This is a genomic window from Streptomyces sp. NPDC057271, from assembly GCF_042668715.1.
Classification (GTDB): domain Bacteria; phylum Actinomycetota; class Actinomycetes; order Streptomycetales; family Streptomycetaceae; genus Streptomyces.
The window spans coordinates 18927-32131 of sequence record NZ_JBHUYJ010000006.1 but is presented as its reverse complement, the minus strand read 5'-3'; the positions used below and the strand labels follow the sequence as shown (position 1 = coordinate 32131).

Here is a 13205-nt window from a genome sequence, read left to right as displayed (position 1 = left end):
TTCCAACCTCCTGGGGACGGGGCCGAATTGGCCTGACCTGCGGGGACCGTATCAGGACTGACGCCCCCACAGATCAAGCGATCATCGGACCGTCCGACCTCAGCCGTCGAGGCCGGACCCCACCTCCGCGAGCACCTCGGCGAGGACGCGCGCCGCCCGCTCCGCGTCGGCGAAGCCGACGTACAGCGGCGTGAAGCCGAACCGCAGCACGTCGGGACGGCGCAGATCGCCGACCACCCCGCGCCGTATCAGCTCCGGCATGACGACAGGGGCGTCGGCGCACCGCAACGCGACCTGGCTGCCGCGCTCGTCGTGCGCCTCGGGCGTCAGCGACTCGACACGGCCGGCCGGCGCGTACTCCCGGACGCACTCCAGGAAGAAGTCCGTCAGGGCGAGGGACTTCGCCCGTACGTCCGCCATGTCGACGCCGTCCCAGACGTCGAGCGCCGACTCCAGGGCCAGCATGGACAGGATGTCCGGCGTACCGACCCGGCCCCGCAGCGCGCCCTCGGCCGCCGCGTACCCCGGGGTCATCCCGAAGGGGTCCGCGTGGGAGGTCCAGCCGGGCAGCGGCGAGTCGAAGCCGGCCTGGTGCCGTTCGGCGACGTACAGGTACGCGGGCGAACCGGGGCCGCCGTTGAGGTACTTGTACGTGCAGCCGACGGCCAGGTCGACGCCGTGCTCCTCCAGGCCGACGGGCAGCGCGCCCGCGGTGTGGCACAGGTCCCAGATCGCCAGGGCGCCCGCCGCGTGCAGCGCGGCCGTGATCCCGGGCAGGTCGTGGAGCCGTCCGGTGAGGAAGTCGACGTGGTTGACCAGCGCGGCGGCCGTACGCGGCCCCGCCGCCTCCGCCATGTCGGCGGGGGCGACGGGCACGAGCCGACGGCCGGTCATCCGGGCCGCCGACGCGGCGATGTACCCGTCCGTGGGAAACGTCGTGGCGTCGACGAGGATCTCGTCCCGGTCCTCGGCGCAGAGCCGGGTGGCCGCGACGACCGCCTTGAAGACGTTCACGCTCGTCGAGTCGCCGACCACGATCCGGCCGGGGGCGGCGCCGACGAGCGGGGCGATCCGGTCGCCGATCCGCTCGGGCGCGGTCCACCAGCCGCTCTCGTCCCAGGAGCGGATGCGCAGCTGCCCCCACTCGCGGGTGATGACGTCGGCCATCCGGTCGGGCACATGCGCCGGGAGCGCGCCCAGCGAGTTCCCGTCGAGGTAGACGGTCGCGTCGTCGAGGGCGAACCTCTCGCGCACCTTCGCCAGCGGGTCGTTCGAGTCACGGAGCAGCGCGTTCTCGCGCATCGCCTCAGACATGGCTGCGCGCCGTCCACAGCTCGGGGAACACGTTCTTCTGCGCCCGCTTCTCCAGCCAGGCGACGCCCGCCGAGCCGCCGGTGCCCGTCTTGGAGCCCATGGCCCGACGGGTGGCGACGAGGTGGTCGTTGCGCCAGCGCCAGATCAGCTCGGCGACATCGCTCAGCGCCTCGCCCAGACGGACGAGTTCCCCGTTCTGGTCGGCGTCGGCGTAGATCCCGGCCCAGATCTCCTCGATCTCGGGCGACGGCTCGTACTTCTTCGCCAGATCACGGGCGAGCACGGGCTGCGGCACGGGCAGCCCGCGGCGGGCGAGGAGCCTGAGGACCTCGTCGTACAGGCTCGGCTCCTGCAGCGCCTTCTCCAGCTCGGCGTGGACGCGGGGCGCCCCGCGGTGCGGCACCAGCATCGACGCGGACTTCTCGCCCAGCAGGAACTCCATGCGCCGGTACATCGCCGACTGGAAGCCGGAGCCCTCGCCGAGGGCCGCGCGGTAGGAGTTGAACTGCGCCGGGGTGAGCTGGGCCAGCGGGCGCCAGGAGTGGTTCAGCGCCTCCAGCTCGCGCACGGAGCGCTTGAGCGCGTCCATCGCCACCGGGATGCGGTCCTCGCGCAGCGCGCGGCTCGCGGTCTCCCACTCGTGGACGATGACGGTGAACCACAGCTCCATGACCTGGGTGGTGACCAGGAAGACCATCTCGCCCGGGTCGTCGGAGCGGAGGTGCTGGAGGTGGGTGAGTACGTCCGCCTGTACGTAGTCCTCGTACGGCGTCGTGCCCGCGAAGTCGAGGTTCGGTGCTTCGACCGAACCGGCTTCGGAGGCATCGGGGAAGGTGGACATCGCTGTCTCCTCGATACGCAACTACCGGGTAGCGGTCCGCTCCTTCCGTGTGGCAAGTGGAGCCCCGGTCCCCTCGGGCCCGCGTGCTTCGTCGCACACGGTCCCATGCGCATCATGGCACGATCGGACCCTCGATGTAGCTACCGTCTTCGTCATACGGATACGCGTTCGAACGGCAGCCTTTGAGTCCCTTGATCTGCTGCATCATGACGGGCGCGGGCTTGCCTGGACCGGGACAGCTCATATGGGTCCGGATGCCGATCTCGTGCCCGACCTCGTGGTTGATGATCAGATGCCGGTACTCGGCGGGGGTCCCGGAGAAGGTCGGGGAGCCCAGCAGCCAGCGCTTCAGGTTCACCACCACGCCGTCCGTGGTCTCGCAGTTCAGCTCGCCGCGCGTGTTCAGCCCCTGGGCGAGGCAGAGCTTGTCGGCGGTCGCCGGGGTGGCGATCCGGATGACGAAGTCGGCGTTCTCGGAGACCAGCTGGAACCGGCCACGGCCGTGGGCGGCCCAGCCGCGCGGATGGTCGAGGATCTGCTGGATCTCGGTGGCGACCTGGAGGGCGGAGAGGTCGATGCCGCCCTCGACCTGGACGCGGTAGCGGCGCAGGGTACCGCCGGTGCCGACGGCGTCGCCGGACGACTTGGCGGTGGTGAAGCTGCCGGAGCCCTTGGTGGGCACCTTCGGTTTGCTGGGCGTGACCGACGGCTCCGGCTTGGCGGTGGTCTGCTTCGGCTTCGGGGTCGCGGCCTTGGGGGTGGGGATCGCCGTCGTCGTCTCGACCGGGCGGGAGGGGGTGGCCGCGACGCGGTCGCCGCCCGCGTCCTGGCCGCTGTTGTAGTGGGCGAGGGCGGCGCCGCCGCCGAGGGAGAGCGTGACGAGCGCGAGCGTCGGGAGGACCAGCCGTCTTATCGGGCTCCGCTCGGACCGGCCACGCGCTCGGCCCCCGCCCTGGCTCCGACCGCGACCCTGACTCCGACCGCGGCTGCGGCCCGACGATCGTCCCCGGCCCGCGGGTGCGGCGGCGCGCTTGCCCAAGACAGACTTCTCCCCTGCGTCGGCCGGTTGGGGGGAAGAGGGTGGGGCCTCTGTGCCGGCTGCTTCGGTACAACGGTCCGAAGGATCGTAACCGCCGCTTCGAACGGCTCGAACATTCCTGGGACGATGACCGGTTTCCCCCGCCCCACAGAACGGGGGAAACCGGTGCGTCAGTCCCGGGTTCCCGCGGGCGTCTCCGAGGAGTCGGCTGGAGGTCGAGGTCGGCTGCCCGGCAGTCGCGGGCCGACCGTGCGCGACTCCCGGCCCTGAGTCGCCTCTCGTCCCGGAGGCATCGGGCGGACAGCACTTGGGGGAAGGCAGCCGCACAGCTGGCAGACTGGCGGCATGGCTGAACACAAGAACCTGCTCGGCGGCCCGGAGCCGACGTATCTGCCGGAGAACGAAGAGGCGTACCGCCTCCTGGGCGAGGAGTCCCTGCCGCCGGCCGAAGTGGTGGCGAAGGATCCCACGTTCTCGCTCGCCTGGGCGATGCTCGCCGACGACGCCTTCGAGGCGGGGCGGGTCGTCGAGTCGTACGCCTACGCCCGTACCGGCTACCACCGCGGTCTGGACGCTCTGCGCCGGGCCGGGTGGAAGGGACATGGCCCCATCCCTTGGGACCACCGGGCCAATCGCGGGTTCCTGCGCTGCCTCGCCGCCCTCGCTCGCGCCGCCGGAGAGATCAACGAGAAGGACGAGACGGAGCGGTGCTGGCAGTTCCTCAAGGACAGCAGTGCCGAGGCCTACACCGAGCTGAAGCGGTAACGATCACCGCAGTCGAGACGTCTGTGCCGCCGTCACTCGGACAGCGGCGGCGGCACGGAGTGCTCGATCACCTTCAGCGCCGTCCTCCCACGGCACCGGGCCGAGCAGCTCGCGCGGATCCGGGTCGTCGCTGAGGGGCGGGGGCGGTCCCTCCAGAGGTTCTCGTGGCGGGCCATGGGGCCCGTCTTCCTCAGCCGCCCTCCTCCTGTGCCGAGCGGTCCCCCGGGTCCAGCGGGGGTGCCGTCACCCCGCAGTGGACCTTGCACTCGGGGTGGCAGCCGGCCGCGGCCGGCTTCCGCACGGTCGCCCAGGCCAGGACCGCACCCGCCACCATCAGCCCCGCGCACATCGGCATCGCCCGCCGGAACGTCTCCCCGAACTCCTCCGCCGAGCGGTACGCCTCCGGGCCCATCCCGGCCAGCGTCGGCAGCGCCGCCACCGCGAGCAGACCCGCCGCCCGCGCCGCCGCGTTGTTGATCCCGCTCGCCAGGCCCGCCCGCGCCACGTCCACCGAGGCCAGGACGGTCGCCGTCAACGGAGCCACCAGGACGGTGAGCCCGAGGCCGAGCACCACCATCGCGGGCAGCACGTCCTCGACGTACGAGGCGTCCTCACCGACCCGCAGCATCAGGACCATCCCCACCGCGCACAGCAGCGGCCCCACGGTCAGCGGGATCCGGGGCCCGATCTTCTCCCCCAGCTCGCCCGACTTCGCCGAGAGCAGCAGCATCAGGATCGTCGTCGGCAGCAGCGCCGTCCCCGCCGCGAGCGCCGAGTAGCCGGACACCACCTGGAGCTGGAGCACGGCGAGGAAGAAGAAGCCGCCCAGTGCCGCGTACACGCAGAGCGTCACCAGGTTGACCATCGTGAACAGCCGGGACGCGAAGATCGACGGGGGCACCATCGGCTCCGGCAGACGTCGCTCCAGGACGACGAAGAACACCCCGACCACGACCCCGACCCCGGCGGCCCACCAGGCCTCGGAGATCAGCGCGTACGTCACGAGGGCGAGCGCGGCCGCGCCCAGAAGGGCGCCGAGAACGTCGAAACGGCCATGGGCGGACTCGTCGCGTGACTCGGGCACATGACGCAGCGCGACCGGTACGCACAGCGCGGCCAGCGGCACGTTCAGCAGGAACACCCACCGCCAGCCGGGCCCGTCGACCAACCACCCGCCGACGAACGGCCCGATCGCCGCACCGACCCCGCCGAAGCCGGACCAGAGCCCGACGGCCTTGGCCCGGTCGTCCGGGTGGAAACTGGCCTGGATCAGCGCGAGTGACCCGGGGGTGAGCAGCGCGCCGCCGATGCCCTGGAGAGCGCGGGCGGCGATCAGGACGCCCGCGTTCGGCGCGAGCCCGCACAGCAGGGAGGCGACGGCGAACCACACGATCCCGAGCACGAAGACCCTCCGCCGCCCGTACCGGTCGCCCAGCGCCCCGCCGAGCAGGATCAGCCCGGCGAGGGTCAGCATGTAGGCGTTGACCGTCCACTGGAGCGCGGCCATGTCGGTGCCGAGGTCCTCGCCGATGTGCGGCAGAGCGACGTTGACGACGGTGGAGTCGAGCAGCGCCATCCCCGAGCCCAGCACGGTGGTGAGGACGATCCACCGGCCGGTGCCCGAGGCGAGCCTGATGTCCATGCCTGCCATGCTCCCCCCGTCGTGGCCGATCGTCCCGCTGGGGCGGTCAGGTCGTGCGGAGCCGCGTTGCCGCCCTGACCAAGGCTTCCACGCCCCGCTCCGCCTTCCTCCTCGGGCAGCCGACGTTGAGGCGGACGAAGCCCGGCGCCCCGTACACCCGGCCCGGCATGATCGCGACCTTCTCGACCTCCACCAGCTCCCGCTGGAGCGCGTCCTCGTCGATCCCGAGCGGGCGCAGGTCGATCCACGCCAGATAGCCGGCCTGCGGAGGCGTCCAGCTCACCCCCGGCAGCCCCACCGCGAGCCGCTCCTCAAGGAGCCGCATCGTGCCCGCCACATACGCCCGCAGCTCGTCCAGCCATGGCGCGCCCTGCCGGTACGCGGCGACATGCGCGGTCATCGAGAGCACCGCCGGCGAGGCGAGGCCCTCGCCCGTCTCCATCCGGCGAATGAACTCCGCCCTCTCGTCCGGGTCGCCGATGATCCCGTACGAGCCGGTCAGCGCCGGGAAATTGAAGGCCTTCGTGCCCGAGGTGATCAGTGCCCACCGCCGCCCGCGCCCCGGCTCCGCGAAGCGGAGCCACGGGATGTGCCGCCGGCCGTCGGCCACCAGGTCCGCGTGGATCTCGTCGCTGACGACCGCGACCCCGTGGAGTTCGGCGAGGCGCGCGAACTCCGCGAGCTCCTCCTCCCGCCATACCCGACCCGTCGGGTTGTGCGGCGAGCAGAGCAGCAGCATCCGGCTGTCCGGCTTCGCCAGCTCCGCCTCCAGCGCCTCGGTGTCCCCGACCGGCACGCCTCGCAGCTCGCGCCCCAGGCCCATGACCGCCTTGCGGAAGCCGTCGTACGTCGGGGTGTGCACCACCACGCCGTCGCCGGGCGCGGTCCACATCTGGAGCAGCTGCGAGAGCTGGCTGAGCACGGACGGGGCGTAGACCAGCGTCTCGATGTCGAGCGCGGTGTCGTGACGGGTCGCGTACCAGTGGCGTATCGCCTCACGGAACTCGCCGATCCGCCACTCCGTGTAGCCGAAGACCCCGTGCTCGACCCGTGCGCGCAGGGCGTCGAGGACCTCGGGCGGGGAGGCGAAGTCCATGTCGGAGATGGTGAAGGGGAGCAGTTCGCCGACACCGAAGCGATCCGCGACATCGTCCCACTGGACCGAGCAGGTGCCCCGGCGGTCGATCTCGCGGTCGAAGTCGTACGTCGTCATTCAGTTCTCCTGGAGGTACGGAAAGGCCCTGGAGGTACGGAAAGGCCCGGCACCACAGGGTGCCGGGCCTTTCCACCACTGACTAACGCCTATTTCACTTCAGCTTCGTGCCGGACGAGCGCAGCGCCGCGCACGCCTCGGTCACACGCACGGCCATGCCGGCCTCGGCGAGCTTGCCCCAGGTGCGCGGGTCGTAGGTGGACTTCTTGCCGACCTCGCCGTCGACCTTCAGGACGCCGTCGTAGTTCTTGAACATGTGGTCGGCGACCGGACGCGTGAAGGCGTACTGGGTGTCGGTGTCGAGGTTCATCTTCACGACGCCGTTCTCCAGCGCGGTGGCGATCTCCTCGGCGGAGGAGCCGGAGCCGCCGTGGAAGACGAAGTCGAACGGGTTGGCCTTGCCGAAGCGCTCGGCGACGCCCGCCTGCAGGTCCTTGAGCAGCTCGGGACGGAGCACGACGTTGCCCGGCTTGTAGACGCCGTGCACGTTGCCGAAGGAGGCGGCCAGCAGGTAGCGGCCCTTCTCGCCCAGGCCCAGGGCCTCGGCGGTGCGGATCGCGTCGTCGACGGTGGTGTACAGCTCGTCGTTGATCTCGTGGGTGACGCCGTCCTCCTCGCCTCCGGTCGGGGTGATCTCGACCTCGAGGATGATCCGGGCGGCGGCGGCCTTGGCCAGCAGCTCCTGGCCGATGGCCAGGTTGTCGGCGAGGGTCTCGGCGGAGCCGTCCCACATGTGCGACTGGAAGAGCGGGTTCTGACCGGCCTTGACGCGCTCGGCGGAGATGTCGAGCAGCGGACGGACATAGCCGTCCAGCTTGTCCTTCGGGCAGTGGTCGGTGTGCAGCGCGACGGTGATGTCGTACTTGGCGGCGACGATGTGCGCGAACTCGGCCAGGGCGACGGCGCCCGTGACCATGTCCTTGTTGTGCTGGCCGCCCAGGAACTCGGCGCCACCGGTCGAGATCTGGATGATGCCGTCGCTCTCGGCCTCCGCGAAGCCCCGCAGCGCGGCGTGCAGAGTCTGGGAGGAGGTCACGTTGATGGCCGGGTAGGCGAACTTGCCTGCCTTCGCCCGGTCGAGCATCTCGTTGTAGACCTCGGGGGTTGCGATGGGCATTCGTCCGCTCCTTGTGATGTGCGGGTGGGTGCGTTACTTGACCCTGACCTGGGGCGACGTCATCGTCGGAGCCCATCTTTCCAGACTCTTCCGCGGACACCAGGAGGAAGGGGCGGAGCGTTTCACGTGAAACACTCCGCCCCTGGCCAAAGTCGCAGGTCAGCGCAGCCGCCGGGCGGCTCCGGAACCTAAGTCACGACTTCGCCTCGATCACTCGGCTTCGATCAGGCGAGACCCAGCTCGTCGAGCGCGAAGGCGTAGAGGTACGGCACGCCCGCAGTGGTGCTGATCTTCTCGCCCGCGCCCGTCGCCCGGTCCACGATCGTGGCGACCGCCACGACCTCGGCACCGGCCGCACGCGCCGCCTCGACGGCGGTGAGCGGGGAGCCGCCGGTGGTGGAGGTGTCCTCGACGATCAGGACCCGGCGGCCCTTGATGTCCGGGCCCTCGACCTGACGCTGCATCCCGTGAGCCTTGGCGGCCTTACGGACGACGAAGGCGTCCAGACGCTTCCCCTGGGCGGCGGAGGCGTGCAGCATCGCCGTCGCGACCGGGTCGGCACCGAGCGTCAGACCGCCCACGGCGTCGAACTCCAGGTCCGCGGTCAGGTCGAGCATGACCTGACCGACGAGCGGAGAGGCGGCTCCGTCCAGCGTGATCCGGCGCAGATCGACGTAGTAGTCGGCCTCCAGCCCCGAGGAGAGGGTCACCTTGCCGTGCACCACGGCCTTGTCCTTGATCTGCTGGAGCAGGTCAGCACGTACGTCAGTCATGCTCATGAGCTTAAAGCCGCCGCCAGGCGAGCGTGGCCGCGATCTCCAGCGGCTCGATCGGCGTCACGTAGTGCGGGAGGGTGTTGAGGCCGTTCGGCGGGCCGGACTGCGGCTCCACACAGACCGCCGCCTCCTGCTCGTCGTAGATCACCACCCATTCACTCCGGCTGGTCACCTTCAGCTCCAGCTGCTCCGGCCAGGTGAGGGTGATGTCGACGCCTCCGGGCATGCCGAAGCAGTCGTCCCAGGGGCCTTGGGTCGGGCCGATCCGACGCCCGGTGGGGAGGTGGTCCTCGCCGCGCTCCTCCTGCCAGTCGGCCGTGAAGTCGATGCGTACGGGAGCACCGCCGTCGAGGCTGCGGTTGAACCAGGGGTGCCAGCCGGCCTGCGCCGGGAAGGAGTCGGCGAGCGTCTCGACACCGAGCTGCACGGTGAGGCTCTCCTCGGTGAGGGCGAAGGTCTGGGTGACCCGGCCGGTGTACGGCCACGGGTCGCCCAGCTCGTAGGTGAACGCCGCCGCGCGTCCGTCGTCGTCCGCCGTCCGGGCGGGCTTCCAGACGGAGTCGCGGCCGGTGCCGTGGATGGCGTGCGGCGGAGAGTTGAGAGGCATCTGGTGCTTCACACCGCCGTTGCGGAACTGCCCCAGCTCGATCCGCCCGCACCAGGGCACCATCGGGAAGCAGCCGTACCGCTCGCCCTGGCGCAGCAGCTCCGTGCCGCCGATGCGCAGGCTCTCGATGCGGCAGCCGTTGTCGGGGTTGATGGTCAACTCGGCGTCGCCCGCCGTCAGTCGCGTCTGCTTGCTCACGCCCCGACAGTAGACGGGGATCAGCGCCGGCGGCGCAGCGCCCGGCCGACGACCACAGCGGAGGCGAGCGCGAGGGCGGCGGCGGGGGCGATCCAGCGCAGGGTGGCGCCGGCGGTGGTCGGCTCCGTGGCGGGGACGGGGGCGTACCGGCCGCGCGGCGGCGCGTGGTCGACCTCCTCGGCGCTCCGTCCGATCATCGTGCGCCGGGCGTGGGCGGCCTCGGCGGCCGGGGGCTCGGCGGGGTACTCGACGGGGGCGTCCTCGAAGTCCTCACCCTGGAAAGGGCCGAGCGAGGGCGGGGGGACGGGCGTCTCGAAGACCGACGGGCGGTGGGGCTCCTCTACGCCGTCGTCGACACCGTCGCTGTCGCTGTCGGCCTCGTCGTCGATCCCGTCCAGGGCGTCGTCCACGGACCGAGCCACAGCCTCACGCCCGGACCCGGACCCGGACCCGGACCCGGACCCGGGCTCGGGCTCGGGCCCGCGCCCGGACGCCGGCTCGTCCACGGCCTCGGACCCGGGCTCGTCCGCGGGCTCGTCCACGGGCCTGGGCTCGGACCCAGACCCGGGCTCGGACTCGCGCCCGTGCCTGGGCTCGGGCTCGGACCCCGGCTCGTCCACCGGCCTGGACCCGCGCCCGGACGCCGGCTCGTCCACGGCCTCGGACCCGGGCTCGTCCGCGGAGGCCTCGGCCCCGGCCGTGCCGGCTGCCGTGCCGGACGCGTCGTCGGGCTCCTTCGCCGCCCGGCCGTCCACCGCCCGGCCGTTCTCCGCGCCGCTGGGCTGCGTCGCCGCGGCCAGACCGGCGACGAACTTGTCGATCAGCCGCTGGGCCGCCGCCTCCCGTGCCTCCTCGGAGAGGTCGGCGAGCCGGCCCGCGACCTTCACCGCGCCGGTGAAGGCGAGCGTCGTACCGTCGGCCACCGGGGTGAGCGCGATCGCCAGCGAGAGCTTCACCGAGCCCTTGCCCCGGACCTCGGTGCCCTTGCCCTCGACGGAGATGACATCGCCCCGTTCGGTCAGCCGCAGCGCGCCCCGGTAGGTGATCGTGTTGCCGCCGGCCCGGATCTTCAGCCGGCCGGCGAGCGGGCCCTCCTCCGCGTCCTGCTGGAGACCGGGGACGCAGCGCGCCACCCGTGCGGGGTCCGTCAGGGTCGCGCGGAGGACCTCGGCCGGTACCGGAACGAACACCTCATGCTCCATGGAAGCCGAGCCTACTCAGACCAGGCGTCGTCGTCGCCTGTTTGTCCCGGGTCCGCGGCGACCGGCCCCGGCGAGGTCAGCCGCCGTACCGCGGGTGGACCAGTGTCGAGGGCGGCGGCGGGGCGGCCCGGTCGTCCCGGGTCCGCTCGGCCGCCCGTGCTCCCGACACCAGGCCGCCGGCCGTCAGGGACCGGAGCCGGGGCGCGTCGGCGGCGAGGCGCAGCTCGGGCGGGTAGGTGCCCGCGGCCGCGAGCAGGTAGCCCCAGTCGCCCGTCCCCGTCTCCGTGTCCCCCGCGCGGTCGGCCCTGTCGGGGCCCGCGGCGAGGTGCGCCCCGCGACCGTGCGCGCTGTAGGCCCGGGTCGCGAAGCCGGCCGCGCGCAGGGTGGAGTCCACCGTCCAGAAGGTGTGGGGACGTGCGGATGCCGATCCGGCGTGCACGACGAGTCGTCCCTCGTCGGCGAGGACCCGGGCGGCGAGGCCGTAGAACTCCTCGGAGTAGAGCTTCGTCCCGGCCGAGATCCCCGGGTCGGGCAGGTCCGAGATCACCACGTCGTACCGCTCGCGCGGGCCCTCGCCCGCCCCCTCGGGCCCGGTCGTCGCCGTCTCGCGCAGCCAGCGGAAGGCGTCCGCGGAGGCGACGCGGACACGCGGGTCGCGCAGGGCGTTCTCGTTGAGCGCGGCCAGTTCGGGGTGGCTCCGGGCGAGCCGTACGACTCCGGGGTCGACCTCGACGACGGTGACCGCGCGGACGCCGGGGTAGCGCAGCACCTCGCGCGCGGCGAGACCGTCGCCGCCGCCGATGATCAGCACACGCGCGTGCGGCCCGTTCATCGCGGGGTGCACCAGCGACTCGTGGTACCGGGTGCCGTCCTCGCCGCCGGACCGCATGCGGCCGTCCACGAAGAGGTCGGGCGGGCTGCCCCGCTCCCCCGTCACCACCACTTCCTGCAGGTCGGTCTGGACGGCGAGGCGCACGCTGTCGCCGTACACCGCGCGGCGCGCGGCCCGCTCGAAGTCGTCGACGAGGACGGTGGCGGTGGCGAGGACCGCGAGGACCGCGAGGTTCGTACCGATCAGCAGCGCCCGGGAGCGGCCGGTCAGGTCGCGCCGGAACAGCCACAGCACCAGGCCGCCGCCCGCCACCGCGTTCACCGCTCCGGTGACGAGCGCGCCGGTGACCTGACCGAGCCAGGGCAGCAGCAGGAAGGGAAAGGCGAGACCGCCGACGAGCGCGCCGACGTAGTCCGCGGCGAACAGGTCGGCGACGGTCCCGGCCGGATCCGCGTCGTCCTCCTTCTCCCGTACGCCGGGGGAACGCACCGACTCCGCCCGCTGGATCAGCGACATGAGCAGCGGGATCTCCGCTCCGGTGAGAACCCCGATGGCCAGCGAGAACGCCACCAGGACGTACCGCGCCTCGCCCAGCCAGGCGAACGCCGCGTACAGCACGAGGGCCGAGCAGCCTCCGATCAGCGCGAGTCCGCCCTCGACGAGCCCGAAGCCGACGGCAGCGCGGCAGCGCAGCCGCTTGGCGAGCAGCGAGCCGACACCCATCGCGAAGACCATCACGGACAGCACGACGGAGGCCTGGGTGACGGAGTCGCCGATCAAGTACGAGGCGAGGGCAACCAGTTCCAGCTCGTAGACGAGACCGCAGGCGGCGCAGACGAAGACGACGACGAGGACCGGAAACCGCACCGCTCTCGGCTGCACGGGCAGCCGCGTCACCCTCTCGGGTGGCATGGTCAGGGGCGGATCGATCATGTTCGTAACGCTACGTCACACATCTGTCGCCACTTGTCACCCACACGAGTGCACATGAAGCTTCCGGGCAGCGCGTTACAGCGGGGCGGGCATACGAACGCCGATGCGCGTCCTGGTGACCACCAACTGCCCTTCCTGTGGGTACGCGTGCCAGGTGCGCCACCGCACCTGACCCTCATGGCGCTGGGCCAGCATCGCGGTGAAGGCGTGCGGGGAACCGGGAAACGTCCCCGCGAGGCCGTTGGGATGGTCGGCGACCAGTGCGAGCAACTCCTGGGCACGGCCCGCGAAGGAGCCGTGCGAGAGCTTCTCGACGCGGGCGGCGAACTCGTACTCCCAGCCGCCGATGCGCTTGGAGACGCCCAGCGGCAGCGGCGTACTGCTGCCGGGCATACAGGCGACGGTCTCCGAGCAGTTGTGCTGCTCTTCCTCCAGAAGCACCTGGTGGGAGGCGCCGAGCAGCCGCAACTGCAGCTTGGCACCCGTCAGTTCGAGGTCGAGCACGGCGAGGGCGGGCAGCGGCTCGCGCCCGAGGGCCCAGGCCAGGTCGGCCGCACGTGTATCGGTGTAGGAGGTCTTCAGGGTCGTGAGCATGGGTCGGCTCCGCAAACACGGTTTGACGGGTGGGCCGGGGGCGCCCCGGAGAAGGGTCCAACGGGAGTGGGGGATCGCCGGCTCGGGTCCACACACGGTCCGAGGGCTGTCTCTATCAAGTGCGAGGGAATC

Annotated in this window: 12 protein-coding genes; 1 reads left to right on the top strand and 11 read right to left on the bottom strand. The window is 71.9% G+C overall.

Going from position 1 to position 13205, the window contains the following annotated elements; genetic code table 11:
• Nucleotides 1–99: 99 nt before the first annotated feature.
• The 3 genes from kynU to ACFUJR_RS04595 form a co-directional block, all read right to left on the bottom strand.
• Nucleotides 100–1314 carry a kynureninase gene (gene kynU / locus ACFUJR_RS04605; protein WP_383169622.1) on the bottom strand — a complete coding sequence of 405 codons (1215 nt, stop codon included), beginning with the start codon at nt 1312–1314 and terminating at the stop codon, nt 100–102.
• Entirely contained in the window at nt 1307–2155 is an 849-nt protein-coding gene (locus tag ACFUJR_RS04600) for a tryptophan 2,3-dioxygenase family protein (protein WP_383169620.1), read from the bottom strand. The genes kynU and ACFUJR_RS04600 overlap by 8 nt, the downstream gene beginning before the upstream one ends.
• A 112-nt stretch (nt 2156–2267) precedes the next feature.
• Complete coding sequence (locus ACFUJR_RS04595; protein WP_383169618.1) at nt 2268–3194, bottom strand: DUF3152 domain-containing protein; 927 nt, start codon at nt 3192–3194, stop codon at nt 2268–2270.
• A 345-nt stretch (nt 3195–3539) separates the two neighbouring features.
• Here ACFUJR_RS04595 and ACFUJR_RS04590 point away from each other — a divergent pair, with 345 nt between their 5' ends.
• A complete protein-coding gene (locus tag ACFUJR_RS04590; protein WP_383169616.1) occupies nt 3540–3959 on the top strand; it encodes a DUF3151 domain-containing protein in 420 nt (139 codons plus the stop codon).
• A 190-nt stretch (nt 3960–4149) separates the two neighbouring features.
• Here ACFUJR_RS04590 and ACFUJR_RS04585 read toward each other — a convergent pair whose 3' ends face one another.
• The 8 genes from ACFUJR_RS04585 to ACFUJR_RS04550 all read right to left on the bottom strand — a co-directional run bounded on the left by ACFUJR_RS04585 (nt 4150) and on the right by ACFUJR_RS04550 (nt 13073).
• Nucleotides 4150–5601 (bottom strand): MFS transporter, encoded by a 1452-nt coding sequence (locus ACFUJR_RS04585; RefSeq protein WP_383169614.1) that lies wholly within the window; start codon nt 5599–5601, stop codon nt 4150–4152.
• A 46-nt stretch (nt 5602–5647) separates the two neighbouring features.
• Nucleotides 5648–6814 carry a MalY/PatB family protein gene (locus ACFUJR_RS04580; RefSeq protein WP_383169612.1) on the bottom strand — a complete coding sequence of 389 codons (1167 nt, stop codon included), beginning with the start codon at nt 6812–6814 and terminating at the stop codon, nt 5648–5650.
• Nucleotides 6815–6908: 94 nt separating this feature from the next.
• A complete protein-coding gene (fbaA, locus tag ACFUJR_RS04575) occupies nt 6909–7931 on the bottom strand; it encodes a class II fructose-bisphosphate aldolase (protein WP_383169611.1) in 1023 nt (340 codons plus the stop codon).
• A gap of 224 nt (nt 7932–8155) precedes the next feature.
• Entirely contained in the window at nt 8156–8704 is a 549-nt protein-coding gene (pyrE, locus tag ACFUJR_RS04570) for an orotate phosphoribosyltransferase (RefSeq protein WP_315894058.1), read from the bottom strand.
• Between the two features lie 10 nt (nt 8705–8714).
• A complete protein-coding gene (locus ACFUJR_RS04565; protein ID WP_383169608.1) occupies nt 8715–9512 on the bottom strand; it encodes an aldose 1-epimerase in 798 nt (265 codons plus the stop codon).
• A 20-nt stretch (nt 9513–9532) separates the two neighbouring features.
• Nucleotides 9533–10714, bottom strand: a complete 1182-nt coding sequence (locus tag ACFUJR_RS04560; protein ID WP_383169607.1) for an SRPBCC domain-containing protein — start codon at nt 10712–10714, stop codon at nt 9533–9535.
• Nucleotides 10715–10790: 76 nt separating this feature from the next.
• Nucleotides 10791–12479, bottom strand: a complete 1689-nt coding sequence (locus tag ACFUJR_RS04555) for a polyamine aminopropyltransferase (protein ID WP_383169605.1) — start codon at nt 12477–12479, stop codon at nt 10791–10793.
• A 75-nt stretch (nt 12480–12554) separates the two neighbouring features.
• Entirely contained in the window at nt 12555–13073 is a 519-nt protein-coding gene (locus ACFUJR_RS04550) for a DUF2617 family protein (RefSeq protein WP_383169603.1), read from the bottom strand.
• Nucleotides 13074–13205: the final 132 nt, after the last annotated feature.